At 71.8% G+C, this 26,134-nt stretch carries 28 protein-coding genes and 2 pseudogenes; 22 read left to right on the top strand and 8 right to left on the bottom strand.

The window, feature by feature from the left end; translation table 11 throughout:
• Positions 1–64 precede the first annotated feature (64 nt).
• A pseudogene (locus tag IEJ02_RS48955) lies at positions 65–492 on the bottom strand (substrate-binding domain-containing protein); the annotation flags it as partial.
• Positions 493–572: 80 nt separating this feature from the next.
• Here IEJ02_RS48955 and IEJ02_RS28710 point away from each other — a divergent pair.
• Positions 573–1,133: an NADPH-dependent FMN reductase gene (locus IEJ02_RS28710; RefSeq protein ID WP_191067481.1), complete on the top strand. Its 561-nt coding sequence runs from the start codon at positions 573–575 to the stop codon at positions 1,131–1,133.
• A 172-nt stretch (positions 1,134–1,305) separates the two neighbouring features.
• On the opposite strand, the gene IEJ02_RS49995 is transcribed toward IEJ02_RS28710, so the two are convergent.
• Positions 1,306–2,778, bottom strand: coding sequence for a sensor histidine kinase (locus IEJ02_RS49995; protein WP_191067480.1), 1,473 nt, complete (start codon positions 2,776–2,778; stop codon positions 1,306–1,308).
• Between the two features lie 401 nt (positions 2,779–3,179).
• Between IEJ02_RS49995 and tkt the strand changes: the two genes are divergently transcribed.
• From tkt to budC, 4 genes are all read left to right on the top strand, one after another.
• On the top strand, positions 3,180–5,294 hold the full coding sequence (gene tkt / locus IEJ02_RS28700) for a transketolase (protein WP_223864563.1): 2,115 nt from the start codon (positions 3,180–3,182) through the stop codon (positions 5,292–5,294).
• Between the two features lie 27 nt (positions 5,295–5,321).
• On the top strand, positions 5,322–6,356 hold the full coding sequence (gene gnd, locus IEJ02_RS28695) for a phosphogluconate dehydrogenase (NAD(+)-dependent, decarboxylating) (RefSeq protein ID WP_223864562.1): 1,035 nt from the start codon (positions 5,322–5,324) through the stop codon (positions 6,354–6,356).
• Positions 6,353–7,864, top strand: coding sequence for a glucose-6-phosphate dehydrogenase (gene zwf / locus IEJ02_RS28690; protein ID WP_191067479.1), 1,512 nt, complete (start codon positions 6,353–6,355; stop codon positions 7,862–7,864). The genes gnd and zwf overlap by 4 nt, the downstream gene beginning before the upstream one ends.
• Positions 7,865–7,945: 81 nt before the next feature.
• Positions 7,946–8,719 (top strand): meso-2,3-butanediol dehydrogenase, encoded by a 774-nt coding sequence (budC, locus tag IEJ02_RS28685; protein ID WP_191067478.1) that lies wholly within the window; start codon positions 7,946–7,948, stop codon positions 8,717–8,719.
• A gap of 291 nt (positions 8,720–9,010) precedes the next feature.
• Here the strand turns inward: budC and IEJ02_RS28680 are convergent, their stop codons facing one another.
• Entirely contained in the window at positions 9,011–10,246 is a 1,236-nt protein-coding gene (locus IEJ02_RS28680) for an MFS transporter (RefSeq protein WP_223864561.1), read from the bottom strand.
• 134 nt (positions 10,247–10,380) lie between these two features.
• On the opposite strand from IEJ02_RS28680, the gene IEJ02_RS28675 reads away from it, so the two are divergent.
• Positions 10,381–10,992, top strand: coding sequence for a TetR/AcrR family transcriptional regulator (locus IEJ02_RS28675; protein ID WP_191067477.1), 612 nt, complete (start codon positions 10,381–10,383; stop codon positions 10,990–10,992).
• A 79-nt stretch (positions 10,993–11,071) separates the two neighbouring features.
• On the opposite strand, the gene IEJ02_RS28670 is transcribed toward IEJ02_RS28675, so the two are convergent.
• From IEJ02_RS28670 to IEJ02_RS28660, 3 genes are all read right to left on the bottom strand, one after another.
• Complete coding sequence (locus IEJ02_RS28670; protein ID WP_191067476.1) at positions 11,072–11,836, bottom strand: SDR family NAD(P)-dependent oxidoreductase; 765 nt, start codon at positions 11,834–11,836, stop codon at positions 11,072–11,074.
• 150 nt (positions 11,837–11,986) lie between these two features.
• Positions 11,987–12,589 carry a TetR/AcrR family transcriptional regulator gene (locus IEJ02_RS28665; RefSeq protein WP_191067475.1) on the bottom strand — a complete coding sequence of 201 codons (603 nt, stop codon included), beginning with the start codon at positions 12,587–12,589 and terminating at the stop codon, positions 11,987–11,989.
• 36 nt (positions 12,590–12,625) lie between these two features.
• The gene (locus IEJ02_RS28660; RefSeq protein ID WP_191067474.1) at positions 12,626–13,228 is read right to left on the bottom strand and encodes a TetR/AcrR family transcriptional regulator; all 603 of its coding nucleotides are present in this window, start codon (positions 13,226–13,228) and stop codon (positions 12,626–12,628) included.
• A gap of 118 nt (positions 13,229–13,346) precedes the next feature.
• On the opposite strand from IEJ02_RS28660, the gene IEJ02_RS28655 reads away from it, so the two are divergent.
• A complete protein-coding gene (locus tag IEJ02_RS28655) occupies positions 13,347–13,574 on the top strand; it encodes a hypothetical protein (RefSeq protein WP_223864560.1) in 228 nt (75 codons plus the stop codon).
• A 20-nt stretch (positions 13,575–13,594) separates the two neighbouring features.
• A complete protein-coding gene (locus tag IEJ02_RS28650; protein ID WP_191067473.1) occupies positions 13,595–14,557 on the top strand; it encodes a hypothetical protein in 963 nt (320 codons plus the stop codon).
• A 28-nt stretch (positions 14,558–14,585) separates the two neighbouring features.
• Here IEJ02_RS28650 and IEJ02_RS28645 read toward each other — a convergent pair whose 3' ends face one another.
• A complete protein-coding gene (locus IEJ02_RS28645) occupies positions 14,586–15,503 on the bottom strand; it encodes a LysR family transcriptional regulator (protein ID WP_191067472.1) in 918 nt (305 codons plus the stop codon).
• Between the two features lie 128 nt (positions 15,504–15,631).
• Between IEJ02_RS28645 and IEJ02_RS28640 the strand changes: the two genes are divergently transcribed.
• The 10 genes and pseudogenes from IEJ02_RS28640 to IEJ02_RS28595 all read left to right on the top strand — a co-directional run bounded on the left by IEJ02_RS28640 (position 15,632) and on the right by IEJ02_RS28595 (position 20,385).
• On the top strand, positions 15,632–16,039 hold the full coding sequence (locus IEJ02_RS28640) for a tautomerase family protein (RefSeq protein WP_191067471.1): 408 nt from the start codon (positions 15,632–15,634) through the stop codon (positions 16,037–16,039).
• A 90-nt stretch (positions 16,040–16,129) separates the two neighbouring features.
• A pseudogene (locus IEJ02_RS51150) lies at positions 16,130–16,291 on the top strand (helix-turn-helix domain-containing protein); the annotation flags it as partial.
• Positions 16,292–16,549: 258 nt separating this feature from the next.
• On the top strand, positions 16,550–16,876 hold the full coding sequence (locus IEJ02_RS28630; RefSeq protein ID WP_137980192.1) for a gas vesicle protein GvpO: 327 nt from the start codon (positions 16,550–16,552) through the stop codon (positions 16,874–16,876).
• 207 nt (positions 16,877–17,083) lie between these two features.
• The gene (gene gvpJ, locus IEJ02_RS28625; protein ID WP_137981015.1) at positions 17,084–17,452 is read left to right on the top strand and encodes a gas vesicle protein GvpJ; all 369 of its coding nucleotides are present in this window, start codon (positions 17,084–17,086) and stop codon (positions 17,450–17,452) included.
• A 2-nt stretch (positions 17,453–17,454) separates the two neighbouring features.
• Entirely contained in the window at positions 17,455–18,216 is a 762-nt protein-coding gene (locus IEJ02_RS28620) for a GvpL/GvpF family gas vesicle protein (RefSeq protein ID WP_191067470.1), read from the top strand.
• A 13-nt stretch (positions 18,217–18,229) separates the two neighbouring features.
• Positions 18,230–18,493: a gas vesicle protein GvpG gene (locus tag IEJ02_RS28615; RefSeq protein ID WP_191067469.1), complete on the top strand. Its 264-nt coding sequence runs from the start codon at positions 18,230–18,232 to the stop codon at positions 18,491–18,493.
• Entirely contained in the window at positions 18,490–18,882 is a 393-nt protein-coding gene (locus tag IEJ02_RS28610) for a gas vesicle protein (protein ID WP_275561236.1), read from the top strand. The genes IEJ02_RS28615 and IEJ02_RS28610 overlap by 4 nt, the downstream gene beginning before the upstream one ends.
• Positions 18,879–19,772 carry a GvpL/GvpF family gas vesicle protein gene (locus tag IEJ02_RS28605; RefSeq protein ID WP_223864559.1) on the top strand — a complete coding sequence of 298 codons (894 nt, stop codon included), beginning with the start codon at positions 18,879–18,881 and terminating at the stop codon, positions 19,770–19,772. Before IEJ02_RS28610 ends, IEJ02_RS28605 begins: the two co-directional genes overlap by 4 nt.
• 49 nt (positions 19,773–19,821) lie before the next feature.
• A complete protein-coding gene (locus tag IEJ02_RS28600; RefSeq protein WP_191067468.1) occupies positions 19,822–20,031 on the top strand; it encodes a gas vesicle protein in 210 nt (69 codons plus the stop codon).
• Positions 20,032–20,061: 30 nt separating this feature from the next.
• Entirely contained in the window at positions 20,062–20,385 is a 324-nt protein-coding gene (locus IEJ02_RS28595; protein WP_191067467.1) for a gas vesicle protein K, read from the top strand.
• A gap of 29 nt (positions 20,386–20,414) precedes the next feature.
• Here the strand turns inward: IEJ02_RS28595 and IEJ02_RS28590 are convergent, their stop codons facing one another.
• On the bottom strand, positions 20,415–21,317 hold the full coding sequence (locus IEJ02_RS28590) for a MurR/RpiR family transcriptional regulator (RefSeq protein WP_191067466.1): 903 nt from the start codon (positions 21,315–21,317) through the stop codon (positions 20,415–20,417).
• Between the two features lie 121 nt (positions 21,318–21,438).
• Here IEJ02_RS28590 and IEJ02_RS28585 point away from each other — a divergent pair, with 121 nt between their 5' ends.
• Genes IEJ02_RS28585 through IEJ02_RS28570 form a run of 4 tightly spaced genes read left to right on the top strand, consistent with a single transcriptional unit; the run spans position 21,439 to position 26,132 of the window.
• The gene (locus tag IEJ02_RS28585; protein WP_191067465.1) at positions 21,439–22,611 is read left to right on the top strand and encodes a C45 family autoproteolytic acyltransferase/hydrolase; all 1,173 of its coding nucleotides are present in this window, start codon (positions 21,439–21,441) and stop codon (positions 22,609–22,611) included.
• A gap of 41 nt (positions 22,612–22,652) precedes the next feature.
• Positions 22,653–24,302, top strand: a complete 1,650-nt coding sequence (locus IEJ02_RS28580; RefSeq protein ID WP_191067464.1) for an ABC transporter substrate-binding protein — start codon at positions 22,653–22,655, stop codon at positions 24,300–24,302.
• A gap of 4 nt (positions 24,303–24,306) precedes the next feature.
• A complete protein-coding gene (locus tag IEJ02_RS28575) occupies positions 24,307–25,284 on the top strand; it encodes an ABC transporter permease (RefSeq protein WP_191067463.1) in 978 nt (325 codons plus the stop codon).
• On the top strand, positions 25,281–26,132 hold the full coding sequence (locus IEJ02_RS28570; protein ID WP_191067462.1) for an ABC transporter permease: 852 nt from the start codon (positions 25,281–25,283) through the stop codon (positions 26,130–26,132). The genes IEJ02_RS28575 and IEJ02_RS28570 overlap by 4 nt, the downstream gene beginning before the upstream one ends.
• Positions 26,133–26,134: the final 2 nt, after the last annotated feature.

Here is a 26,134-nt window from a genome sequence, read left to right as displayed (position 1 = left end):
GCATCGAGGACGAACGAACCACCAGACGCGTCCCGATCACCACGGGCGGCGGTGTGTGCGGCGGATCCTCCACCAGGCTCACCAGCGCGTCGACGGCCGCCGTTCCGGCCTGCTCGGGGGCCGGCGACACCGTCGAGACGGGCGGGTCCGTACGCCCGTAGGCCGGATCCTCGCTGCCGCACACCACCATCAGGTCCTCCGGCACCGAAAGCCCGCACCGCGCGCCGCCGCCAGGACCTGACGGCCGCACGGGTCGTACAGGCCGAACACCGCGTCCGGCCCGCCCTCCCCGGTCAGCAGGGCGTCCAGGCCCCGCCCCGTGGAGTCGTCCTCGTCGAACGGGACCACGCACGGCCGCACACCGGCCCGCGAACACCACCGCCGGTAGGCCGTCGCGCTCGCGCGAGCGTAGTACTCCTGGGTGGGCCCGGCGATCAGCGCGATCCGCCGCGTACCCTGCCCGGCCAGATGCTCCAGCACCCGGCGGGTCATGGCCTCGTGGTCGTTGTCGAACCCGGACGAGTTACGGGCCCGACTCTGGGAACGCGCCACGGAACGGAAAGGACTACGCAATGCCCAAGATCGCCGTCATCCTCGGCAGCACCCGCCCCGGCCGCAATGGCGAAGCCGTCGCCCGGTGGGTCTTCGACATCGCCCGGCAGCGCACCGACGCGGAGTACGAACTCGTCGACGTCGCCGACTACCGGCTCCCCCTCCTGGACGAGGCGGTCCCGCCGTCGCTGGGCCAGTACGCACAGCCACACACCAGGGACTGGGCGGAGAAGATCGCCTCCTTCGACGGCTATGTGTTCGTCACCCCCGAGTACAACCACTCCACCTCCGGCGCCCTGAAGAACGCCATCGACTTCCTGTACGCCGAGTGGAACAACAAGGCCGCCGGCTTCGTCGGCTACGGCAGCGCCGGTGGCACCCGCGCGGTCGAGCACCTGCGCCTGGTGATGGCCGAGCTGCAGGTGGCCGATGTGCGCGCGCAGGTCGCCCTGTCCCTGTTCACCGACTTCGAGAACTTCAGCAGGTTCACCCCCGCCGAGCACCAGACCGAGGCCGTGAACGCCCTGCTCGACCAGGTCGTCAGCTGGAGCAACGCGCTGGCCACCGTCCGCGCCGCCTGAGCGCTCCGCGGGAAGTGCCGCGAGGTGCGGTCGTTCATCCGCGGCTGCGTCGTGGCCGGTCGCCGTCGTGGCCGGTCCCACGCGGCGGAGCCGCATAGCGACACAGCCGCGGCGGGCCGCACATCGACACGGCCCCGCGCCCCTTCGGGGCGCACCCGAACCGCACCGGACTTCAGCGAGGCAGCGCGTGGCGGCCGGTCAGCCAGTCCCGGCGGAGCAGCGGCAGGGTGCTCTCCACGTCCCGGACGCCGGTGACCGGCAGCCGCACCTCGAAGCGCGCGCCGGGGCGTCCGTCGGGCCGGTCCCGTACGGTGATCCGGCCCCGGTGCAGGGCGATCTGCTGGGCGACCAGGGTCAGGCCGAGGCCGGAGCCTGGGCTGTCCGGGCCGCGCCGGAACCGCTGGAAGATCTCCTCGCGGCGCTCCGGCGGGATGCCGGGGCCGTGGTCGTCCACGGTGAGCACGGCGAGCGGCTGCCGCGGGTCGCCGGAGTGGCGCAGGGTCACCTCGATGGGGGCCGTGCCGTCGGCGGCGCGGCCATGGGTCCAGGCGTTGGCCAGCAGGTTGTCCACCGCCGAGCGCAGCCCCTCCTCCCAGCCGTGCACCAGCAGCCCCGGGGTGGTGCGCACGGACACCTCGGCGTCCGGGTGGGTGCGCCGCAGGTCGGATACGGACGCGTCCAGCACCTCCGCGAGGTCCAGCGACGCGAACGCGTCCGCCTCGACCAGGTCGCCCTGCGCGAGCGCCCTGAGCATCACCAGCAGCCCCAGCAGCCGGGTGTGTTCGCGCCCCAGGTCCTCGACCACCTCCGCCCGGTCGGCGGGGTCCAGCTCGGGGTGGTCGGTGAGGATGTCGATGTTGGTGCGCATGCTCATCAGCGGGGTGCGCAGCTCGTGGGACGCGGTCGCGGCGAACGCGCGGGCGGTGGCCAGTGCCTCCCCGGTGCGTTCGACCTGCTCGTCGTAGCGGGCGAGCACGGTCTGCAGCGTGTACGCCAGGTCGTCGACCTCGCCGATACGGGTCGGGGTGTGCTCCAGGCGTACGGCGCTGGTCCGGGGGTCCAGGCCGCTGGTACGGCGCTGCAACCGCCGCAGCGGCAGGACCGCCCGGGTGGCGATGGCCCAGGTGGTGGCCCCGGCCAGGGGTGCGGCCAACAGCGCCCCGAACACGACCCGTTGGCGCACCAGCGCCAGCTCGTCCTCGGCGGTGTCCGGCGAGAACAGCCACAGATTCGGTGTGGTGCCCTGTTTCGCGGCACCGACGCGCAGCGACAGCACCAGCCACTCCGTGTCACCAGAGGTCACGGTGACCGGCTTCGGGGCGTTGCGGGGCAGTGAGGGGAACGGATCGGGCTGCGGCCCGGCCGAGACCGTACCCCCGGGCGCGGTCAGCCGGATGCCCACGTCCCGGGCGGAGTTCACCAGCCGCCGCTGCCGGGCCTGTTCCATGACCGGGCGGTCGGCCCCGGCGACCTCGAGGAACGCCTTGGCGTTCTTGGCGACGACCGTGGCGCGAGCGCGCAACTGGGCGTTCTGGTGTGCGCGCAGATCGTCGGTGACCAGACGCAGCAGCAGCCAGCCGGAGGCCAGCACCAGCAGCGGCACGCTCAGGCCGACCGCGAGCGCGATGCGGGTGGACAGCCTCATGGCCCCTCCCCGCATGGCGCCTCCTCGCATGACGCCTCCCCGCATGGCGCCTCCCCGCATGGCGCCTCCCCGCATGGCGCCTTCCGGGGCGGCGCCTTCCCGGTGTGCGGGCGTTCGCCGTCCGTGCACGCGGCCGTGGCCCGCCGCGGTCGCCGTATGGCCACGTCGCCGTCGGCCACCGGCACTCGTCCGTCGTTTCCTGCCATGCGCACCTCTGTTCCGCGGCGGTCGAACGCGTCCGTCCGAGGACAGATCAAAGCATGGAGTGGCCGTGGGCCGACCGATCAGGTGGCTCGGTCCGAGGATCCGGCGGTGGCCGCTTCCAGGGTGCCCGGTGGCACCTGCCCGGTGGCACCGGGGGTGGCCAGTTGCGGGGCCGCGGTGTTGGTGGTGCCGTTGAAATGAGGGAGGCAGCGCCCCGCAAGGCTCAACAGACACCCATCGAGCGCACGGAGGGCGGCGTCGCCATGACCGACCTGGACACGCTGTCGGTGAACACGATCCGCGGACTGTGCATGGACGCGATCCAGAAGGCGAATTCCGGGCATCCCGGGACACCCATGGGGATGGCGCCCGTCGTGTACACCCTGTGGCAGCGGTTCCTGCGCTTCGATCCCGCCGATCCCATCTGGCCGAACCGCGACCGCTTCGTGCTCTCCGAGGGCCACGCCTCCGCCCTGCTGTGGTCGCTGCTGCACCTGACCGGTGTGCGCACGGTCGACCCCGAGTACGAGATGCTGGGCCGTCCGGCGGTGACCCTCGACGATCTGAAGTCGTTCCGGCAGCTGGACTCACGCTGCCCCGGCCACCCCGAGTACCGCTGGACGAGCGGCGTCGAGACGACCACCGGCCCGCTCGGCCAGGGCGTCGCCACCTCCGTCGGCATGGCGATCGCCGGCCAGTGGCTGGCGGCGAGGTACAACCGCGACGACTTCACGCTCTTCGACTTCGACGTGTACGCGCTCGCCGGGGACGGCTGCATGATGGAGGGCGTCTCCTCCGAGGCGGCCTCGCTCGCCGGACACCTGCGGCTGTCCAACCTGTGCTGGATCTACGACTCCAACCGGGTCACCATCGAGGGCCACACCGACATCACCTTCACCGAGGACCTGGCCGCGCGCTTCCTGGCCTACGGCTGGAACGTGACCACCGTGGCCGACGCGGGCGACCTCGGCCGGATCGGCCGCGCCTTCCACACCTTCCGGTCCGAGGCCGGGCGCCCGACCCTGATCCTCGTCCACAGCCACATCGGGTACGGCTCGCCGGTCGAGGACTCACCGAAAGCACACGGGACCCCGTTCGGGCCGGAGGGGGTCAAAGCCACCAAGCGCGCCCTCGGCCTGCCACCCGACGCCGACTTCCACATCCCCGACGGTGTGCCCGACTGGTTCGCACGGGGCATCGGCGCACGCGGCGGCCAGTTGCGCAGCCACTGGGAGAAGACGTTCGACGCCTACCGCGGGGCGTACCCCGAGCTCGCCGACGAGTTGGAGCGGATCCAGCGCCGTGAGCTGCCGGACGGCTGGGAGACCGCGCTGCCCACCTTCCCGGCCGACCCGAAGGGCCTGGCGAGCCGCGACTCCTCGGGCCAGGTGCTGAACGCCGTGGCCAAGGCGGTGCCCTGGCTGCTCGGCGGGTCCGCCGACCTGGCGCCGTCGACCAAGACCCGCCTCACCTTCGGCGGTGCGGGCGACTTCCAGCCCCATGACCACACCGGGCGCAATCTCCACTTCGGCGTCCGGGAACACGCGGCCGCCGCGGTGGCCAATGGAATGGCGCTGACGAAGCTGCGTCCGTACTGGTCCGGGTTCCTGATCTTCTCCGACTACGCCAAGGCGGCCATTCGCCTCTCCGCGCTGATGGAGATCCCCACCGTGCACATCTTCACCCACGACTCCATCGGGGTCGGCGAGGACGGCCCCACCCACCAGCCCGTCGAGCAGCTCGCGGGGCTGCGCGCCACGCCCGGGCTGCTGGTCTTCCGCCCCGCCGACGCCAACGAGGTCGCCGAGACGTGGCGGGTGGTCGCCGGCCTCCGCCGGGCGCCGGCCGCGCTGGTCCTCTCCCGCCAGCCCCTGCCCACCCTCGACCGCACCCGGCTCGGCGCGGCCACCGGTGTCGCGTGGGGTGCCTACGTCCTGGCGGACGCGGACCGGGGCGAGCCCGAGGTGATCCTGCTCGCCACCGGCTCCGAGGTGGCGCTGGCCCTGACCGCACACCAGGAGCTGACCGCCGAGGGCATCGCGTCCCGGGTGGTGAGCATGCCGTGCTGGGAGCTGTTCGACCGTCAGCCGCGCGCGTACCGCGACCAGGTGCTGCCGCCCTCGGTCACGCGCAGGGTCGCGGTGGAGGAGGGCTCCACGTTCGGCTGGGACCGGTACGTCGGCGCGGACGGGGCCGTCATCGGCATGCACACCTTCGGCGCCTCAGCACCCCTCAAACAACTGCTCACGAAGTTCGGATTCACCCCCGAGCGCGTCGCGCGGGTGGCGCGCGACCTGGTGGCCCCGGGCTGAGCGGGCAATGACGCGACAGGAGAGCACATGGCTACCGACACCCCCATGCGGCTCGGCATGGTCGGGCTCGGCCGGATGGGCGCGAACCTCGTGCGCCGGCTGATGCGCGACGGCCACCGCTGTGTGGTCTACGACGTCAACGAAAGCGCCGTGCGGGAGATGGAGGGCGAGGGCGCCGTCGCGGCCCGCTCGCTCGGCGACCTGGTGGCGAGGCTGGAGCGGCCACGGGCCGTGTGGCTCATGCTGCCCGCCGCCGTCGTACAGCCCACCCTCGACCAGCTCATCGGGATCCTCGAGCCGGACGACGCCATCATCGACGGTGGCAACTCCTACTACCGCGACGACATCACCCGCGCGGCACAGCTCGCCCCGCACCGCATCCACTACCTGGACTGCGGAACCTCCGGCGGGGTCTGGGGACTTGAGCGCGGCTACTGCCTGATGATCGGCGGTGAGGACGGGCCCGTCGCCCGGCTCGACCCCATCTTCCGCACCATCGCGCCCGGCACCGGCTCCGCCGAGCCGACACCGAGCAGACACGCCGATGGAACGGCGCCGGAGGGCTATCTCCACTGCGGCCCCAGCGGTGCCGGCCACTTCGTGAAGATGGTCCACAACGGGGTCGAGTACGGCATGATGGCCGCGATCGCCGAAGGGCTCAGCATCATCGACCACGCGGACGTCGGCTTGCGCAAGCGCGCCGCCGACGCGGAGACCACCCCGCTGCGCGAGCCGGAGGCGTACCAGTACGAGATAGACGTCGGCGAGGTGGCCGAAGTGTGGCGCCGCGGCTCGGTCGTGGGCTCCTGGCTCGTCGACCTCACCGCCGACGCGCTGGCCCGGTCGCCGAAGCTGGACGAGTTCACCGGACGGGTCTCGGACTCCGGCGAGGGGCGCTGGACGGTACGGGCGGCGGTGGACGAAGGCGTACCCGCCGCCGTGATCAGCACGGCGCTCACCGACCGCTTCCAGTCCCGGGGCCTCGGCGAGTTCGCCGACCGGGTGCTGTCCGCCATGCGCAGCGAGTTCGGCGGACACGCCGAGAAGGGGAGCGGGCGATGACGGAACCGGACGACCATGTGATCGTGCTCTTCGGCGTCACCGGCGACCTCGCCAGGCGCAAGCTGCTCCCCGGGCTGTTCCACCTCGCCGCCGCGGGGCTCCTCCCCGGCGGCTACCGCGTCGTGGGCTCGACCCCGTCCCGGTCCGCGATGAGCGACGACGCGTTCCGCACCCTCGCCCATGACGCGGTCGCCACCTTCGGACGGTCCAAGCCGACCGGGCCGGTGTGGAAGTCCTTCGAGGAGTCGCTGTCCTTCGGCGCGGCCGACCCCGAGGACCCCGGCCCGCTGCTCGCGGCCGTACGGGCGGCGGAGGACTCCCTCGGCGGGCCGTCCCGCAGACTGTTCCACCTGGCCATTCCGCCCTCGGCGTTCGCGTCCGTGATCGGCATGCTCGGCGACACGGACCTGGCCGAGAACGCGAAGGTGATCGTGGAGAAGCCCTTCGGCACCGATCTGGCGTCGGCGCGGGCGCTCAACGAGACGATCAACGCCGTCTTCGACGAGTCCCGTGTCTTCCGCATCGATCACTTCCTCGGCAAGGAGTCGGTGGACAACATCCTCGCCCTCCGCTTCGCCAACGGCATGTTCGAGCCCAACTGGAACCGGGACCACATCAGGTATGTGCAGATCGATGTGCCGGAGACGCTGGGCATCGAGGGCCGTGCCCACTTCTACGAGGGCACCGGAGCCTTCCGGGACATGATCGTCACCCATCTGATCCAGGTGCTCGGCATCGTGGCGATGGAACCACCGGTCTCGCTCGCCGCCGAGCCGCTGCGCGACGAGAAGGACAAGGTCTTCGAGGCGCTGCGCCCCATCGAGCCCGGGGACGTCGTACGCGGCCAGTACGAGGGTTACCGCGACGAACCCGGTGTGGCCCCCGACTCGACGACCGAGACGTTCGCCGCGCTGCGGGTGGAGGTGGACAACTGGCGGTGGGCCGGGGTCCCGTTCCATCTGCGCTCCGGCAAGAGCCTCGCACAGCGCCGCCAGGTGATCACGCTCGGACTGCGCGAGCCGCCCCTGCGGATGTTCCCCACCGACCTCGCCGACCAGGAGCGGAACCGGGGTAACAAGATCGTGATCGACTTCGGGGACCCCGGGTGGATCGCCGCCCGCTTCCTCGCCAAGGAGCCGGGCCCCGCGATGCGGCTCGCACCGGCCACGATGGCCTTCGGCTACGCCGGGTCGTTCTGCGAGGAGAACGGGCTCGAGGGCTATGAACGGCTGATCCTGGACGCCATGCTGGGCGACCAGTCGCTGTTCACCCGGGCAGGCGGCATCGAACACATCTGGGCCGCGTCGACCCCCCTCCTCGAGCACCCGCCGCCGGTCCAGCCCTACGCCCCCGGCTCCTGGGGCCCCGAACCGGCCGTCAGCGAACTGATCGCGCCCCACCCGTGGCATCTGCCGGACGCCGCCGAGGTCCTGCCCGGGACGTTCCGAACGTCCGGGACGCCCGGGACACATGCTGCTTCTGGAGGGGGCGCGAAGTCGCCGCACTGAGAGGCGGCCTCGGACGCACCATCAACTTGGGGAATACTTAAACGCCGTACCGATCAGCCATACCATCATGGAGAAGAACACGTGAGCGAGGCCCGTTTCGCAGGCAAGGTCGTTCTCATCACCGGCGCCGGATCCGGCATCGGTGCCGCCACCGCGCATCGTTGCGCACGCGACGGCGCCACCGTGATCGCGGTCGGACGCACCGAGGAGAAGTTGCGGAAGACGGTCGCCACCGCGCCTGCCGGTTCGACGGTCGTCGCCCGCGTCGCGGACGTCTCCGACGAATCGGCGGTCACCGCCCTCATCGAGGGAGTCGTGGCGGAGTACGGCCGCTTGGACGTGCTGGTCAACAACGCGGCCGTGGTCGCGGTCGGCACCGTCGGGGACGTCGCCACGGACGGCTGGCGGCAGGTCATGGACGTCATCGCCGATGGCACCTTCTACGCGTCGCGGGCCGCACTGCCGCATCTGCGTGTCGTCGGCGGCAACATCGTGAACGTCGGCTCGGTCTCCGGTCTCGGCGGCGACTGGGGTCTGGCCGCCTACAACGCGGCGAAGGGCGCGGTGGCCAACCTGACCAACGCCATGGCGCTCGACCACGGCGCCGAAGGCGTGCGGGTCAACGCGGTGCACCCGAGCCTCACCGCCACCGAAATGGCCGCTCCCCTAGTGGAGAGCGAAACCGCCATGGCCGCGTTCCGTCAGCGCATCCCCATGCAGCGCCCGGCCGAGCCCGGGGAAGTCGCCGACGTCATCGCCTTCCTGGCCAGTGCCGAGGCCCGATTCGTCAACGGCGTCCACATCCCGGTCGACGGCGGACTCCGCGCCTCCTCGGGCCAGCCCCGCATGTTCTGAGTGACGGCCCTCGGCGGCCGGAGGACCGGGACCCACCTCGCCGAGGTGACTCCGTGGCGAGAATCGTCCGCCGTCGGTCAGCTCTCCCGGTACGGGGCCTTCCACGTCGTCCGCGGCGAGCCGCATCGTGGTGCCGACCGCCTCGCCCAAGTTGTCCGCTCCCGCGATCGTGAGGACGGGGAGGGGCAGCCGTCGGGTCTTGCGCCGCTGGTTCTGCGCGATGCGTGCCGCCGCCTGCGGGCTGATCACCCTGCTCGCCCTCGGCACCCGTTGTTGTGTTGCGGCCGTCGCTCACGTGGCGGGGCGGCTCAGCGCTCCGGCGAGGGTCGCCACAACGACGGCGACGGCGAGAATCAGGGTCGCCACGTTCTGGTTGATGGTCTGGTCGAGGAGGCCCAGGGCCAGCGTGGGCACGATCGTGCCGGTGTAGGCGGACAGGAAGTACGTCGCGAGCAGATCCGCCCTGCGCCGCGGGTCGGCCAGCCGCTGGGTGACGGCGATGCCGCGGCGGAACGCCAGACCGATGCCGGTACCCGCCAGGAGCGTGCCGACGACGAACGTCACCAGTGACCGTGTCCACAGCCCGGTCTCGAACACCGCGACGCCCGCTATCAGGAACGCCGGCGCCGCCCAACGCCCGGAGAGCCACCGTGCCGGGGCGGCCACTTGCGCGGTCAGGGCGATGAGGAACAGCAGCCCGACCTCCGCACCGACGGCCGCGAGGTTGTGGACGTGCAACCGTTCACGGAGGAAGGACGGCACCAGCGACGAGAACAGCCCGCTGACCGCGAACGCGGCGAGGACGGCCGTGGCGGCTCGCAGGAATTCGGCACGCGCCGCCCGCTGGTCGGGGACGGTCGGGCGGCGCACGGACACAGTGGGGCGCCGCCGGGCCGTGACGGTCTCCGGGGTGACGACGAGGGCGAGGAACGCCGGCACCAGGCTCGCGAGGTAGGCCCAGAACACCAGGTGCGTGGGGTCCGTGCCGTACTGGGCGAAAAGGCCGGCGACAACGGCACCCAGCCCCAGCCCGCCCATGTTCGCCGCCGTGGAGACGATGGACGCCCGCCGGGCGTGCTCCTCCCCGGCGAGCTCGCCCAGCGCCGCGGTCGCCGTGGCGGTGAAGATGCCGGTGCCCAGGCCGCACAGAAACCGCGCCGCCAGCAGGGTTCCCACGTCGTCGGCGACGAGGAACAGCGATGTGCTCGCGGCCGCGGCGACCAGGGCGGCGATCAGGAGGGGACGGCGGCCCGCGTGGTCGGACAGCGAGGCGAACACCATGAGGGCGAGCACCGTCCCCAGCGCGTAGACGGCGAAGACCAGCGTCGTGGTGAACGGTCCGAAGCCCATCCGCGGCGCCCAGAGCACATACAGCGGGATCGGCAGCGTTCCACCCAGCATGACCAGGGTGTACACCGCGGCCACGAGCCAGAACCCGCCGCGCGCCCCCCGTCCACCGCCGGGCGGCACAGCCGGTGTGCGGGAGTCCGGTGTGCGGACCTCCGGTGCGATGTCGTCGATCATCATGCGGCCTTTCGAGTGCGATAACCACCGGCCACCACGCTAACCATCTTGGACCGATCGATCAAACATAGATTGACCAATCGATCCAAGATGTAGGTAGGATCACAGCGCAGTCGCGAAGAAGGAGGTGTGCCGCAATGTCGGGCCGGAAGCAGTTCGACGTAGGGACGGCCCTTGACCAGGCCATGCGGGTGTTCTGGCAGCGCGGATACGCGGACGCCTCGCTCGATGTCCTCGGCTCCGCCACCGGCCTCGGGCGCGGCTCCCTCTACGGCGCCTTCGGCAACAAGGACCGGCTGTTCCGCCAGTGCCTCGACCGCTACGCGGCGATCTACGGCGCCCGGTACGAGCAGGCGCTCGCCGCGCACCCCGATGATCCGGTGCGTGCGGTGGAGGCGTTCTTCGACGTCATCCTCGCCCGCATCGCCGACCCGGAGACGCCCACCGGGTGCCTCATCGCACAGTCCGCCACGCAGTCACCGACGCTCCAGGAGGAGAACGGCGCCAAGGTGCGCGGTCTGCTCGACCTCCAGCGCCGACGAGTGCGCGAGGCGCTGGCGGGCGCCTCGGCCGACCCCCGGGTGCTCGACGAGCTGGCCACGTACGTCGTCGCGGTCAACCAGTCGCTGGCCGTCTTGAGCCGGGCCGGTGCGCCGGACGCGGAGCTGCGCTCCGTGGTCCGGCTCGCGTGCGCCACGGTGGCGGACACGCTCGCCCGGACGGCCTCCGAGAGTGCCGCGCACCGCTAGCGCGGCCCCGTGCCCACCGGCCGAAACGCGCGGTCCGCTACGCCGAGACGCGCGGTTCGCCACGCCACGATGACGGCCGCTACGCCGCGATGACGGCCGCCGTGGTGCGGCCGCCGTCGACGTCCAGCACGATGCCGTGGACGAACGCGGCCTCGTCGCCCGCGAGGTAGACCGCCGCGTGCGCGATGGCCTCCGGGCTTCCGACGCCCCCGGCCGGGGTGCCGTTCATCATGACCTCGCCCGGGTGCACCTCGCCGGGCACGGGCGTGTGGACCACTCCGGGAGAGATCGCGTTCACCCGCACACCCCGCGGGCCGAACTCGGCGGCCCAGGCCCGCGTCAGGGTCTCCATCGCGCCCTTGCTGGAGCTGTAGAGCGCACCGAGGGGAATGCCCAGCCGGGCGATCCACGACCCCAGGTTGACGATCGCCCCTCCGCCGGCCTCGGCCATCGCCGGAGCGATCGCGGCGGTCAGGAAGAACGGCGCCTTCACGTTCACCGCGTAGACGTGGTCGAAGGTCTTCTCATCGGTGTCCGCGGTGCTGTCGCCGGGGAAGATCCCCGCGTTGTTGACCAGGATGTCGATGCCCCCGCCCAGAACGGACGTCGCCTCCTCGGCCAGGGCGCGGGAAGCCTCCGCGCTTCCGTCCAGATCCGCCCGTACGAAGTCGGCCCGGCCGCCCCGCGCGCGAATGGCGCCGACGACTTCCGTACCCCGCTCGGCGCTGCGGCCGGACACCACTACATGCGCGCCCTCGGCGGCGAACCGCTCCGCGATCGCCCGCCCGATGTTGCTGGTCGCGCCGGTCACCAGCGCCCTCTTGTCCTGCAGCCGTCCACTCATCACACACTCCCGCACGCTCGTTCACCGCACCTTGGACGCCCCGCGGGACCGCCGGGGCCATGCCACTGTGCGAAGAAAAAAATGGACTTGCAAGTCCACTATCCGGGGTCGCTCGGGGCCGCGGTGGCGCGCCTTTCCGTTCTGTGACGGTCAGGCCGCCGCGGCGCGCCGCAGATCCCCGATGCCCTGATCGAGCGCGGCCCGCAGATGGTCGGCTCGGCCGGTCGACTGGAGAATCAGCACACCACCCTGGATGCCCGCCAGCAGGGCGGCCGCGCGGTGCTCGACATCCAGCTCGGCGGGCAGCTGCCCGGCCGTCTGGAGGGCCCGGATGCCGGTGGCCAGGCTCTCCTGCCACTGCCGCATCAACGCCACCACGACATCCCGGGCGCCCGGGGTGGAGCGGCCCAGATGGAGGACGAGCGAGCCCAGCGGGCACTCCTCGCCCTGCTCCGCATAGCGCTTGACCACCTGATCGCGCCACCGCTGCCACGCCTCCCAGGAGTCCAGACAGCCCAGATACGGCTGCTGGTCCGCCAGGACCTGGTCGGCCTCGTGGTGCGCGACCGCCAACAGCAGCTCGTCCTTCCCGTCGGGGAAGTAGTGGAACAGCTGGCTCTTGCTGGTGCGCGTGCGTGCCATGACGTCGTCGAGCGTGGCCACCGACACGTCCTTCTCGCGCAGCACCGCGGCCGCGCCCTCGACGATCCGGTTCCGGGTGGCCTTCCCCTTCGCCGTCAGTTCCTTGCGCATGGCGCGCCCCCTCTCGACTGGACTGGCTGGTCCAGTCTATTGCGCCTCGGGTGCCGGCCAGAGCGCCCGGGCGGCGTCGGGCAGGCCGTCGACCGCCTCCGGGCCGAGCGTGGCGAGCTGGAGGATGTAGCCGGGCACCGTCGAGGTGATCAGTTGGGCCAGTGAGTCCGGCGTGGCTTCCGGCGGCAGATGGCGGGAGTCCTGATGCTCCCGGACGATGGCGGCGAGGTCGGCCGTCGCCTCGGTGAGCGCGGTCCTGAGCCGCTCGGCGAGCGTCGGGTTGCGCAGGGATTCGGACCAGGTCAGCAGTGCGATGGCGGCGAAGCCGTTCTCCGCGTGCTTCGCCCTGATGGCCTCGAAGAGATCAGCGATCGCCGCGCCGACCCCGGCGGCGGGCCTGCGCTCGGCCTGGCGGCGGGCCTCGTGCACCACCTCGGCCAGGTTCTCCTCGGCGATCGCGATGATCATGTCCTGCTTGCTGGGGAAATACCGGTAGACCGACCCCGAGGACATCCCGGCCTCGGCGAGCAGATCCTGCATCGACGTCTCGTGGAAGCCGTCCCGGACGAAGCAGCGTCTCGCCGCGGTCAGGATCTCCGCTCTGCGGGCGTCGAGGTACTCCTGGCTCACCTTCGGCATGGCGCCAGGCTATATCAAAAGCGATCGATCGTTCATCTTCTCCTTGACAGTGGGTGGCGAGCGAGGCAGTGTGGGCATAAGAGAACGGTCATTCGTTTTTTTGGACAGGAGAACGCTTGTGGCGACAACCAGTGGAGTCGTGCCACGGCAGCAGCTCGTGTACGAACTCGCGTCATCGCTGGTGGGGCGGCGTGTCATCCCCGTCGGGCGGTACCGCCGGGCCAAGGAGACGATCGGCGACACGGGCATCGTCGACGTCACCGTGCTGATGGGCTGGTTCACCGGTGTGTCGCTGACCCTCGCCGCCTTCGACGTGCCGTCGAACGCGGTCGGCCTGGACCAGTGAGAACCGGAGGAAGGACGACCATGGAATCCGCAACCCTGCACACCGTCGCCGAGTTCCCCGAGCACTCCTTCCTGGAGAACCTCGCGGTGCGCAGCGACAACTCGATCGTCGTGACGTCGCTCAACCACAAGCAGCTGTGGCTGATCCCGGCTGCCGGTACGACGGACACCCCGGTCGAGCCGATCCTCCTGCACACCTACGACCACCTCGTCTCGGCGGTCGTGGAGACCGAGCCGGATGTGTTCCACGTGGCCCTCAGCGACGGCTACACCACACACGCGTCGTATCTGAGCCGGGTCGATCTGCGTGGCCGGTCACCCGGCGCCGCCCCCGCGATCGAGACGGTCCTCACCTTCGACTCCCGGGTGCGGGCCCTGAACGGGGGCTGTCTGATCGCCCCCGGTGTCCTGCTGCTGGCCGACTGCTTCGGCGGTTTCGTCTGGCGCGTCGACCTCTCCGCCACCGGCGGCCCGGCGGCCGCCGACGTCTGGCTCGCCCACCCGAGCATGGAGCACGACCCGCTCAGCACCGTGAAGCCGCCCCAGCCGGGCATCAACGGGGTGCGCTACGCGGAGCGGACCCACCACCTGTACTACACCTCCACGGCGCGGCGGTTGTTCATGCGGGTGCCCGTCGACCCCGACACCCTCGATCCGGCCGGGCCACCGGAGCATGTCGGCGGTGGCACGATGGCCGACGACTTCTGCCTCGACGAGGACGCGGGCGTCGCCTACGTGACGACGCACCGTCAGAACACCCTCGACCGCGTGCGGCTGGACGGGCCGCCGGACCAGCCCCGGGACATCGTCCTCGGCGACCCCCTGGACCTGCGGCTCCTGGGCCCGTCGAGCATCGCCTGGGGCCGCGGCCCCGGTGAGTACGGACGCGTGGCCTACCTCATCACCGACGGCGGGACCACCGCACCGCCTCCGGACGGCCGTGCGCGCCGCTCGAAGGTCCTGCGCATGGAGCTCGCACGGTAGGTCGCCGCGGGCGGCGAGCCGCGGGCCGTCAGCCGGGGTCGTCGGCCAGTTCGGCGGCTTCCTGCCGCAGGGCGTGTACCACCGCGTTCGCCGATGCCGTGGCGGGGCCCGGCGCGTGCGCGAGGCTGACGCGTCGCCACTCCTCCGCCACGCCCTCGACGGCGACGAGACGCACACCGGGCGGGACGGCGGGGAGCAGCGCCGGCGGGGCCGTGGTGATGCCCGCCCCGGCCGCCACCAGGTGAAGCTTCGTCAGCCAGTCGCGGACGGTGTGGCGCACCCGGGGCCGTCCCGGCAGCCCCGGCCAGACGCCGAGCAGTGGCTCCTCCGCGGCGGCCGGGCTGGCGATCCACGGCTCGCCCGCGATCTCCTCGGCCGTAACGCTGTCGCGTCCGGCGAACCGGCCGCCGGCCGCCACCGCCACGCCCAGCCGGGTCTCGAACAGCGGCTCCACGCGCAGCGGCGGGGCGTCGGTGTCGGGGGAGCGGTGGGGTGGCCTGGAGGAGAGCACGGCGACATCGAGCGTGCCGGTGCGCAAGGCCCGCACCAGCGACGGGGTGGTGCCCTCCCTGGTGCTCACCCGGATCCGGGGGTGCTCCCGGCACAGGGCCGCCAGCGCGCGGGGCACGATCACCGCTCCGGCGGTGGGGATGAACCCGAGCCGGACCGGGCCGTCCTCCGCCTCGCCCCCGCGCAACTCCCGGTCGGCCGCGTCGAGCGCGTCCAGCGCGACCACGGCGTGCCGCAGCAGGGTGCGCCCCTCGGTGGTCAGCCGCACACCGCCGGGGTGGCGGTCGAAGAGCCGGGCGCCGGCCGCCTGCTCCAGCGCGGCCACCTGCCGGGAGACGGCCGACTGGGTGTATCCGAGCGCCTCCGCCGCGGCGGTGATCGTGCCCCGCTCCGCCACCTCGCGCAGCACCCGCAGCCCGATCAGGGTCATGTCCATGAGCGCACGTCCCTGCGCATGCCTTCCATGCGCAGGCAGCATACCGGCCATGCGAGACATTCGTTGGCGGAATGTCGTGCGCGTTCCTAGCGTGGTGAGCACACCACAGCAGAACGGAACGACACACCATGCCTCTGGTCAACATCTACATGCGCGAGGGCACCACCCCCGAGTACCGCCGGAACGTCTCGCTGGGCATCCACCGGTCCATGGTGGACGTCCTGAAGATCCCGCAGGACGACCAGTTCCACCTCATCCACGAGCTCAAGCCCGAGAACGTCCAGACGCAGCCGGTGTTCTTCGACATCCGCCGTGGCGACCGCACGATGTTCATCCAGCTCTTCTTCAACGACCGCGACCCCCAGCAGAAGACGGAGCTGTTCGCGGCCATCCGCAGGAACCTCCTGCTGTACGCGGACGTCCCCGAGGAGGACATCCTCCTGTGCGTGGTCGAGACGAACAGCGAGAACTGGTGGGCGGCCGGGCGGACCGTCAACCCCCGGACGGGCTTTGACGAGCGCATGGACATCGATTGACTACCGATAGGAATCCATCGATAGTCGATGCATGATCGACTGCGTCCAAGTGGCGCTCGTCGCGGTGTGGATGCTGCTCGCCGGCGCAAGATGTCGGTCGGTGAGTTCGCCGCCGCCGTCGGCATCACGCCCGCCAACGTCGCCGTGTTGAGGAACGGCCGGGCGAAGGCGGTGCGGTTCACGACGCTCGACGCCATCTGCCGCACCCTCGACTGCCAGCCCGGCGACGTCCTGCGCTGGGTGCCGGATGACGGCGGGAACGGCGACTGGCGCGGCGTGGCTGAGCCAGGGGTCAGGGTCCCGCAACCGGGGCTGGGCCCCGGCCCCCGGGCCTCAAGGGTCTGATCTCAGCCCGTCCGGCGATTGAGGACACGCCCGGAGGGCGTTCGGGGGGCAGGGGGCGGAGCCCCCTGGTTCGGGGAGGGGCGGGTAGGGGAAACTCCGCGTCGCCGCGCTGCCGCTTTGCTGATCCGCACACCACGCACCCCCAGGACTTGGCACCGTAGGACCATGACGAGCATCGATCCGGACACACCGCGTACGGACACTTCCGAGGAGACCACCGCGCCACCCCGCCGCGTACCCGTGGCGCAGGCCATGCGGGGCGCCGCCCGGCAGTTGGGGGAGTTGCTGGGCACCGCGCCGGAGGCGGTTTCCGCGATGCAGCCGACGCCGGACGGGTGGGTGGCCGACGTGGAGGTGGTGGAGCTGGAGCGGGTGCCGGAGACCATGACCATCATGGCCACCTACCGTGTGACCCTCGACTCACAGGGCCAGCTCCTCGGCTATGAGCGGCAACACCGCTACGCCCGCGGTCAGCTCGACCGCGGACGTTAGACGCCGCGCGCCGGACCAGGCACGGCCGTTCTTTTGCCGGGTTTCCTCCCACGGCCCCGCGCCGGCGATGTCCGCGGCGCGGGGCCGTCCCCTGGGTGCGCGCCCATCTGTCACCCGCGCCGCACAGGTGAACGCCACCGCCACCGCGCCCGTATCAGACGCGGACAGGCGACCGAGCGCGACCGAGAGGAAGCACACGTGACCGTGATGACGCAGACCGGCGGGCTGCCTGCCACCGCATCGACCGGTTCAGGGACCGGAAGCCTCTTCGACATCCTTGAACTCATCCTGGACCGTGGCCTCGTCATCGACGTGTTCATCCGGGTCTCCCTCGTCGGCATCGAGATCTTGAAGATCGACATCCGGATCGTGATCGCCAGCGTCGACACGTATCTGCGCTTCGCCGAGGCGTGCAACCGCCTCGACCTGGAATCGGGCCGCAAGGCCCCGGACAAGCTGAGCGACATCGTCGGCAACATCGTCGAGGGCGGCGCCCGGGGCAAGACCGAGGGGGCGATCAGCGGCGCCCTCGGGGCCATCAGCGATGTCTTCGACCGCGACGACGAGGACAAGTGACCATGGCGACCACGTCCCCGTCCACGCCCACGTCCCCGTCTCCGTCCCCCTCCCTCTACATCTATGCCATCACCGGGTCCGATCATCCGCTGCGGCTGGAGGGGCTGCGGGCCGTGGGCGGCGTGTCCGGCGCCCTGCGCGCGGTCACCGGCGGGCCGCTGGCCTGCGTGGTGAGCCCGGCGCCGCCGGACCTGCGCCCCAAGCGCCGCGACCTCGCCGCCCACCAGGAGGTCCAGGAGCGGCTGATGGCGGACGGCGCGGTGCTGCCGATGCGGTTCGGCATGCTGGCGCCCGACGACGCCGCGGTGACGGCGGCGCTGGACGGCAAGCGCGCCGAATACGTCCGCAGGCTCGAGGAGCTGCACGCCACCGCGGAGTTCAACCTGAAGGCGGCCCGCTCGCAGGACGATCTGCTGCGGGAGGTGCTCACCGAGTCCGACGACGCCCGGCGCCTCAACGAACGCACCCGCGACGGCGGTGGCACCTACGCGGACCGGTTGGCCCTCGGCGAGCTGGTCGCACGACAACTGGACGCACGCCGACGGCAGTTGGCCGACCAGGTCGTCGGGCGGCTGTCGGAGATGGCCCGCGGCAACGTGGTGGCCTCCCCGGCCGGGGACGACTTCCTCAACGTCTCGTTCCTGGTGGAGCGGGGGCGCGCCGAGGAGTTCTCCCGGGCCGCGCGGCAGCTCGCCCAGGGCTACGGAGACGGCTACGACTTCCGGCTGCGCGGCCCCCTGCCGCCGTACAGCTTCGTGGCCTGAGGGCGGGAGCGCCATGGGACTGCTGACCGGGCTGCTCACCTTTCCGCTGGCACCGGTGCGCGCCACCGTCTGGGCCGCCGAGCAACTGGCCGCGGCCGCCGAGCGCGAGTACTACGACCCGGCGCCGGTCCGGCGCGCCCTCGCCGAACTGGAACAGGACCTGCTGGCCGGGCGGATCGACGAGGACGCGTACGACCGCCGCGAGGACGAGTTGCTGGACCGTCTGGCACAGCTGGAACGCAGGGAACGGCCGGACGAGCGGAGAAGAGCCCCGTGACGACGACAGAACCGGTGGCGGGCAGGCTGGGCCCGCCACGCCTGCCCGCCACCCCATACGGCCAGGGCGCCGAGGGCGCCCCGTCGCTCGCCGACATCCTGGAGCGGGTGCTGGACAAGGGCGTGGTGATCGCGGGCGACATCCGCATCAACCTGCTGGACATCGAACTGCTCACCATCAAGCTCCGGCTGCTCGTGGCCTCCGTCGACAAGGCGAAGGAGATGGGCATCGACTGGTGGGAGCACGATCCGTCGCTGTCCTCCCGCGCCCGCACCCGGGCCGTACAGGACGACGACCAAGAGCGGTCCCTCACCGAGGAGAACGCCCGGCTGCGCGCCGAGATCGCGGCGCTGCGGGCACGGGCCGAGGACAGGAGCGTGGACGGTTGACCGAGAGCGCACAGCGACAGCACATGGTGTACGCCTACGCGGTGCTGCGCCCCACCCCGGAGGCCGCGCGCGCGGCGGCCGTACTGCGCGGGGTGGCGGACGAGCAGGTGGGGCTGGTGGAGACGGGGGACCTGGCCGCGGCCGTCGGCCCGGTCCCGGCCGAGGAGTTCGAGGAGGGCGCGCTGAAGGCGGGTCTGGAGGAGCTGCCCCGGCTGGAGGCGCTGGCCCGCGGCCACCACGGGGTGGTGGCGGGGCTGGCCCCGCTGGGCGCCGTACTGCCGCTGCGGCTGGCCACCGTCTACCGGGACGAGGACCGGGTGCGGCAGGTCCTCCAGGAGCGCCGCGACCAGTTCCTGCCGCTGCTGGAACGGCTCGCCGGACACGTCGAATGGGGTGTCAAAGTCTATACCGATCCCACGGACTCCCTGGCGAGGGACGCGGCGGTGCCCGCCGGGGCCACGGGCGGGGAGGATGCCCTCAGCCCGGGCCGGGCCTACCTCGCCGCCCGCCGCCGGCGCCGGCGCGGCGCCGAGGAAGCCTGGCAGACGGCGGCCCGGACGGCCGCGCGGATCGCCGAGGAGGCCGGGGCCCTGGCGGTGGGCAGGGTCGCCCATCGGCCGCAACGCGGCGAACTCGCCCAGGTGGCCGGTGGCGGGACGGCGGGTGGCGGAAAGCCCGGCGGCGAGACGGCGGGGGCCGGGAAGCCCGGTGGCGAGAACATCGCCAACGACGCGTATCTGGTGTCCGCCGACCGCGCCGAGGAGTTCCGCTCCCGGGTGCTGGCCGCCGCCGAGGGACAGCCCGGGGTGCGCGTCGAGGTGACCGGCCCCTGGGCGCCGTACTCCTTCGCCCTTCCGCCCGACCCGGCCGCCCGGCCGGAGCCCGTATGAGCGCGGCGCCGGCCGGAGCCCGTACGAGCGGCGCGCTGGAGGAGGCCGTATGAGCGCGGCGCTGGACGAGGAGGACGCCCGGGCGCTCGCGGGCCGCGAGGTCGCCCTGATCGACCTGCTGGACCGGCTGCTCCAGGGCGGGGTCGTGCTCGCCGGGGACCTCGTCCTGTCCATCGCGGACGTCGATCTCGTACGGATCGACCTGCGCGCGGTCATCGCCCCGGTCGACGCCGAACACCCCGCCCCGCAGCTGCCCTGACGAAAGGCCCTGACGAAAGGAAACCCGCGCATGTCAGCCCCCTCCTCCGCCGCCGCCCAGCGGCTGCGCACCGACGCGGACACGGTCGAGCGCGATCTGGCCAAGCTGGTGCTGACCGTGGTCGAGCTGCTGCGTCAGCTGATGGAGCGCCAGGCGCTCCATCGCGTCGACAAGGGCGACCTGACGGAGGAGCAGGAGGAGCGCGTCGGCATGACGCTGATGATCCTCCAGCAGCGCATGGAGGAGATGTGCGCCCGTCACGGCCTGCGGATGGCGGACCTCAACCTCGACCTCGGCCCGCTCGGCACCCTGCTCGCCCCGGTGGACTCCCCGGCGGGCCCGCCCTCCCCTTGAGAAACCCCGCGCGCCCTCGCACCGCTCGCTCAGCCCTTGCGCGGCCTCGGCTCCGGCCGGTCGATCAACTGCCCCCGCAACACGGTCAGTTGGTGGGACGCCTCAACCGCCCGGGGCTCGTCCAGGGAGGCGAGGGCCAGCACGAGGGTGTCCATGACGACGATCCCCGCCAGGGATTCCGCGGTGATGCCGGTGGGCGTGTGCGGGGCGCTGATCACCACATCGGCGTGGGTGGCCAAGGGCCCCGTGGGAACGTCGGTGACCAGCACCACGCTCGCGCCGACGGCCCGCGCCCGGTCCGTGAGCACGGTGAACTCCCGCAGCCGGCGCCCGGGATGGAGGATCACCACCGCGTCCCCGCGGCCCAGGCCCAGCAGTTCGTCGGCCATGGTGAAGCCGGTGGCGCCCACGAAGCGCGCCCGGCGGCCGGCCCGGCGCAGCTTCAGCACCAGGTGCCGGGCGGCGAGCTCCGAGGCGCCGACGCCGTAGGCGACCACCTCACGCGCGTCCGCCAGCGTTTGCACCGCTTGCTTCAGCACATCCGTCTCCAGTAGGCGGCGGCACTGGTCGAGGCGCTCCGCGGCCTCGTCGAAGACCCGGTCCTTGATCTCGTCGAGGTCGTGGCCGACGCGGGCGATGCGCTGCTTGAGCCGCTCTTCGGGGGCGGTTTCGGAGGTGAAGCCCGCGGCCAGCTCCCTCTTGAGCGCGGGCAGCCCGGCGTAGCCGAGGCGCTGCAGGGCGCGGACGACGGTGGCGTTGCTGGTGCCGCTGGCCGCGCCCAGCTCCTGTGCGCTCGCGAAGAGCAGATTCTCCGGTGGCGCGCTCACCAGGTACTGGGCCACCACCCGCTCGGAGGCGGACAGTTCACCCCACATATCCCGGACCGCGGCGGCCAGCCGTGTCGTCCCGCTGGCGCTGTTCGGTTCGCTCATTACAGCTATTGACTTCCCTGTGGCGGACATTACGATCTGGGCTCACCGTTCCAAGAACGCTGATTTCTGAAACAAACATTACAGCCCTCCATGGGCCCGGGCCTCAGAACACAGGAGTGCCATGACAGCCGCCACCATCCCCACCGTCGAGATCTCCGGCCCGCCGGCCGAGCGCGGCCGCCAGTACGGCGAGGCGGCGCGCGACAGGATCGGCAGGGCGCTCGCCTACTACGAGCAGGCGTTCGGCGAATCCTCGGGGCTCACCTGGGACCAGATCACCGCGCGCGCCGAGCGCTGGCTGGAGCCGGTGCGCGCCTACGCCCCCGAGCTCGTCGAGGAGATGGGCGGGATTGCCGAGGGGGCGGGCGTCGGGCTCCTGGACGTGCTCGCGCTGAACGCCCGCGGCGAGATCATCTACGACCAGACCTTCGCCCGGATGCGGGCCCGCGCGGACGCCGTCGCGGACGTCACGGACGACCGCGAGGTGACCGACGGCTGTACGTCCTTCGCCGTACTGGGCGAGGCGAGCGGCGACGGCCACGTCTACTGCGGCCAGAACTGGGACTGGCGGGCGGGCGTCGCGGACACCGTCCTGATGCTCCGGATCGTCCAGCCCCCGCACCCCACCGTGATCATGCAGGTGGAGGCCGGGCAGATCGGCCGCCAGGGCGCCAACTCCGCGGGCATCGCCCTCAACGCCAACGGCCTCGGCGGCCGGTTCGACGACGCCGTGGGGCTGCCCCAGACCGTGATCCGCCGCCGGGTCCTGGACAGCCAGTCGATCAGCGAGGCGGTCGACGTGCTGTGCCGCACCCGCGGCCACATCGCCAGCAACGCCCTGCTGACCTGCCGCGAGGGCTTCGCCCTCGACCTGGAGACCACTCCGGGGGCGCACGGCTGGATGTATCCGACGCAGGGGCTGCTCGTCCACGGCAACCACTACCAGACCACCGTCCCCGTCCAGCTCGCGGCCCGCTACCGCCCCGAGTCCTCCGACTCCCTGATCCGGGTGCCCCGGGCCGAGGCCGGGCTGCGCCGGCTGCGCGAGGCCGGCGCGCCGGACGAGTCCCGCAAGCTGATCCACCAGGCCATGTCCGACCACCTCGGCCATCCCGAGGGCCTGTGCACCCACCCCGACCCCCGGCAGCCCGAGGTCAAGTGGTGGACGACGCTGCTGTCCTCCTGCGTGGACCTGACCACCGGTGACTACCACGTGACCCCCGGAACCCCCTGCGACCACGCGTACCAGCACCTGCCCTGGAACCTCTACGACGGTCCGTACGCCCCCAACTGACGCCTCCCTCACGTTTCGCACGAACGACCAGAGAGCCTGCCATGAGTACCAAGCTCTGTACCACCGCCGTCGGCCTCGTGGGCGCCCTGCTGTTCACCGCAGGGTGCTCCGGGGCGACCTCCGGGTCCGGCGGCGCGTCCGTCGACCCCGCGAAGCTCAAGCTCACCGACACCACCCCCAAGGCATCCGGCGCGGCCACCACGGTGAACTGGCTCGTGGAACAGGAGCCCGCCACCCTGGACATGGACGCCCAGGGCGGCAGCAGCACCCGCACCGTGATGGCCAACATCTGCGAACGGCTGCTCCTGCTCAAGCCCGATATGACCACCGCGCCGCGGCTGGCGGAGAAGGCCGAGTACACCGGCGACAAGAAGCTCGTTCTCACCCTCCGCGACGACGTCACCTTCCACGACGGCGCCCGGATGACCGCCGACGACGTGGTGTGGAGCCTCAAGCGGCACGCCCGGCCGGAGATGAACGAGTCGGACGAGTACGAGGACGTCGACACGATCGCCAAGACCGGCGCGAACCAGGTCACCATCACCTTCAAGAAGCCGAGCGCCCTGTTCACCAAGGCCCTCGCCGGTGACGCCGGGATCATCATGGAGCGCAAGGCGGTGGAGAAGCAGGGCGACGACTTCGGCACCCCCGGCCACCCCGACGCCTGCACCGGGCCGTACCGGCTGAAGAGCTGGAACTCCGGCTCCTCCCTCACCATCGAGCGCTCCGCGGACTACTGGGACAAGAGCGTCCGCCCGCTCACCAAGGAGGTCGTCTTCCGCTGGGCCTCCGGCAGCGCGCTGGTCAACTCCATCTCCACGGGCGCCGCGGACGGCGCCTATCTGACCGCCACCGGCCCCGCCGCCGTGCTGTCCAAGAAGAAGGGCGTGCGCGCCTACTACGGGCAGTCCACCACCGCCTGGTCGCTCAGCCCCACCAACAGCGGCGCGCTGAAGGACGCCCGGCTGCGCAAGGCGCTGTCGCTGGCCATGGACCGCGAGGGCATCGCCAAGTCCGGCTTCAACGGCCTCGCCGAGCCCTGGGCGACCCCGGTGGGCCCCGGGGCGTGGGGCTATGAGAAGGCCGCGTTCCAGAAGGCGCAGAAGGAGCTCGAGCGCTCCACGGCCTACACCGTCTCGCCCTCCTCAGACGACATCGACCGGGCGAAGAAGCTGGTCGAGCGGGCCGGGGCGCCCTCGAAGCCGATCGTCGTCTCCAGCGACGGCAGCGAGAGCCAGACGGTCATCACCAACGCGGTGCGCGGCGCGGCCCAGAAGATCGGGCTGAAGGTCACCGTCAAGACGATCGCGTCGAGCCGTTACGACGAGTTCTTCTCCGACCCGGGGTCCCGCAACGGCTTCGACCTGATCCCGGTCGACTGGTACATCTCCAAGGCCGACCCGGCGGGCTTCTACGACAACGGCCTATCCGGCAACGCCAACAACTGGCTCGGCTACTCGGACAAGGGCTATGACGCCCTCGTCGGCAAGGCCCAGCAGACCATCGACGACCGCGAGCGCGCGAAGCTCGTCATCGACGCACAGACCAAGTTCGCCGACGACGCGGTGTGGATCCCCCTGGTGCAGGTGCCGTCGGTGATGGTGCTCGGCGACACGTACACCGGCCCGCCGGCGTCCATGGTGTCGATGTACTACCCGTGGGCCGCCGACCTCGGCACGAAGAAGGGCTGACCCCATGATCCGCGGACTGCCGCGGCGGATCGCCGGCCTGTTCGCCACGCTGCTCGCCGCCTCGTTCCTCATCTTCGCCGCCGTCTACGCGGCCCCCGGGGACCCCGCCGTCCTCCTCTCCGGCAGCCGACAGGAGCTCACCCCGGAGAAGCTCGCGGCGGTCCGCGCGGAGCACCACCTGGACGAACCGCTCGTCGTCCAGTACGGCCGGTGGCTGTGGGACGGGCTCCAGGGCGACCTGGGCCGGTCGTTCCAGTACCGCGACCACGTGGCCGACCTGATCGGGGCGCGGCTGCCGACCACCCTGGAGCTCGTCGGCTACGCCACGGTGTTCTTCGTGGTGCTGGGCGTCGGGTCCGGAGTGCTGGCGGCGCTGCGCCGCGGCTGGGTGGACTCGGCGGTCGTCGGCGGCACCACGCTCGCCGCCTCGGTGCCCGCCTTCGTGGCGGCCATCGCGCTGGTCTCCCTGTTCGGGGTGCGGCTCGGCTGGTTCCCGGTGACGGGCCAGGGCGAGGGGTTCGCCGGGCGGCTGCACCATCTCACCCTCCCCGCGTTCGCCCTCGCCCTCAGCGCCCTCGCCGTGATCAGCCGGGTCACCCGGCAGGCCATGGCCGAGGCGTACGCCTCCGACCATGTGGAGGCGGCCCGCGCCTCCGGACAGCCGGAGCGCCAGATCGTCGTCCAGCACGTGCTGCGCAACGCGCTCGGCCCGATCGTCACCATGTGCGGGCTCGTCATGGCGGGCATGCTCGCCGGAACGGTGGTGGTCGAGACCGCCTTCGGGCTCAGCGGGATCGGCTCACTGCTGGTGAGCGCGATCACCACGCACGACTTCCCGGTCACCCAGGCGGTGCTGCTGCTGATGGTCATCGGCTACGTCGTGGTGACGACGCTGGTCGACCTGGTCCATCCCCTGATCGACCCCCGGGTCTCGCCGGGCGGGCAGTCGAGGGGACGCAAGCCGGAAGGAAGGACCGCATGACGACGGTGACGGCCGGGGCCCTGATCCCGGTGCGGGTACGGGCCCGGCGCCCGGTACCGGTGATGATCGCGGGCGGCTTCCTCGCCCTGGTCGTGGTGGCGGCGGTGTGCGCACCCCTGATCGCCCCGCACGCGCCCGACGCGGTGGACCTGTCCGCCTCGCTCGCGGGGACCACCTCCCAGCATCCGCTGGGCACCGACGCCTCGGGGCAGGACCTGCTCTCCCGGGTGCTGTACGGCGCCCGGTCGAGCCTGCTGGCACCCCTGGCGCTGCTCGCGCTGGCCGCGCTGCTCGGCGTCACGATGGGCACGGTCGCGGCGTGGCGCGGCGGCTGGGTGGACACCCTGCTCTCGCGGGTGACCGATGTGATGTACGCCTTCCCGGGCCTGCTGTTCGTGGTCCTGGTGATCGCGGTCTTCGGTGACGGCCTCACCACGTCGATCGTCGCGCTGGGGCTCGCGTACGCGCCCACCATCGCGCGGTACACCCGCAGCCTCGCCCTCGCCGAGCGCTCCAAGCCGTATATCGACGCCTATCGGGTGCAGGGCATGAGCGGGACCCGGATCTGCGTGCGCCACCTGGTGCCCAATCTCGCCGGGGCGATCGTCGGCTATCTCGTGGTGCTCTTCGGCGAGGGGCTGATGAGCCTGGCCACCCTCAGCTATCTGGGCTTCGGCGCCGGATCGCCCTCGATCGACTGGGGGCTGATGGTGCAGGAGGGGCAGGACGCCGTGGTGCAGGGGGCGCTGCTGCCGGCCCTCGTACCGGGCACGGCCATCGCCGCCGTCGTGGTGGCCTTCAACATCGTCGGGGTCCGGGTCTCGGACCGGCTGGGCAAGGGGAGGTAGCC

The organism is Streptomyces sp. 5-10, assembly GCF_014712245.1.
In the GTDB taxonomy this organism is placed as follows: domain Bacteria; phylum Actinomycetota; class Actinomycetes; order Streptomycetales; family Streptomycetaceae; genus Streptomyces; species Streptomyces violaceusniger.
Note: the sequence above shows the minus strand (reverse complement) of the source record. Positions and strands in the feature narration are given on the sequence as shown.

Coding starts and splice junctions, on each gene's coding strand:
- IEJ02_RS28710 (WP_191067481.1), top strand. CDS start 573: ATGCCCAAGATCGCCGTCATCCTCGGCAGCACCCGCCCCGGCCGCAAT.
- IEJ02_RS49995 (WP_191067480.1), bottom strand. CDS start 2,778: ATGAGGCTGTCCACCCGCATCGCGCTCGCGGTCGGCCTGAGCGTGCCG.
- tkt (WP_223864563.1), top strand. CDS start 3,180: ATGAGGGAGGCAGCGCCCCGCAAGGCTCAACAGACACCCATCGAGCGC.
- gnd (WP_223864562.1), top strand. CDS start 5,322: ATGGCTACCGACACCCCCATGCGGCTCGGCATGGTCGGGCTCGGCCGG.
- zwf (WP_191067479.1), top strand. CDS start 6,353: ATGACGGAACCGGACGACCATGTGATCGTGCTCTTCGGCGTCACCGGC.
- IEJ02_RS28680 (WP_223864561.1), bottom strand. CDS start 10,246: ATGATGATCGACGACATCGCACCGGAGGTCCGCACACCGGACTCCCGC.
- IEJ02_RS28675 (WP_191067477.1), top strand. CDS start 10,381: ATGTCGGGCCGGAAGCAGTTCGACGTAGGGACGGCCCTTGACCAGGCC.
- IEJ02_RS28670 (WP_191067476.1), bottom strand. CDS start 11,836: ATGAGTGGACGGCTGCAGGACAAGAGGGCGCTGGTGACCGGCGCGACC.
- IEJ02_RS28665 (WP_191067475.1), bottom strand. CDS start 12,589: ATGCGCAAGGAACTGACGGCGAAGGGGAAGGCCACCCGGAACCGGATC.
- IEJ02_RS28660 (WP_191067474.1), bottom strand. CDS start 13,228: ATGCCGAAGGTGAGCCAGGAGTACCTCGACGCCCGCAGAGCGGAGATC.
- IEJ02_RS28650 (WP_191067473.1), top strand. CDS start 13,595: ATGGAATCCGCAACCCTGCACACCGTCGCCGAGTTCCCCGAGCACTCC.
- IEJ02_RS28645 (WP_191067472.1), bottom strand. CDS start 15,503: ATGGACATGACCCTGATCGGGCTGCGGGTGCTGCGCGAGGTGGCGGAG.
- IEJ02_RS28640 (WP_191067471.1), top strand. CDS start 15,632: ATGCCTCTGGTCAACATCTACATGCGCGAGGGCACCACCCCCGAGTAC.
- IEJ02_RS28630 (WP_137980192.1), top strand. CDS start 16,550: ATGACGAGCATCGATCCGGACACACCGCGTACGGACACTTCCGAGGAG.
- gvpJ (WP_137981015.1), top strand. CDS start 17,084: ATGACGCAGACCGGCGGGCTGCCTGCCACCGCATCGACCGGTTCAGGG.
- IEJ02_RS28620 (WP_191067470.1), top strand. CDS start 17,455: ATGGCGACCACGTCCCCGTCCACGCCCACGTCCCCGTCTCCGTCCCCC.
- IEJ02_RS28615 (WP_191067469.1), top strand. CDS start 18,230: ATGGGACTGCTGACCGGGCTGCTCACCTTTCCGCTGGCACCGGTGCGC.
- IEJ02_RS28600 (WP_191067468.1), top strand. CDS start 19,822: ATGAGCGCGGCGCTGGACGAGGAGGACGCCCGGGCGCTCGCGGGCCGC.
- IEJ02_RS28595 (WP_191067467.1), top strand. CDS start 20,062: ATGTCAGCCCCCTCCTCCGCCGCCGCCCAGCGGCTGCGCACCGACGCG.
- IEJ02_RS28590 (WP_191067466.1), bottom strand. CDS start 21,317: ATGAGCGAACCGAACAGCGCCAGCGGGACGACACGGCTGGCCGCCGCG.
- IEJ02_RS28585 (WP_191067465.1), top strand. CDS start 21,439: ATGACAGCCGCCACCATCCCCACCGTCGAGATCTCCGGCCCGCCGGCC.
- IEJ02_RS28580 (WP_191067464.1), top strand. CDS start 22,653: ATGAGTACCAAGCTCTGTACCACCGCCGTCGGCCTCGTGGGCGCCCTG.
- IEJ02_RS28575 (WP_191067463.1), top strand. CDS start 24,307: ATGATCCGCGGACTGCCGCGGCGGATCGCCGGCCTGTTCGCCACGCTG.
- IEJ02_RS28570 (WP_191067462.1), top strand. CDS start 25,281: ATGACGACGGTGACGGCCGGGGCCCTGATCCCGGTGCGGGTACGGGCC.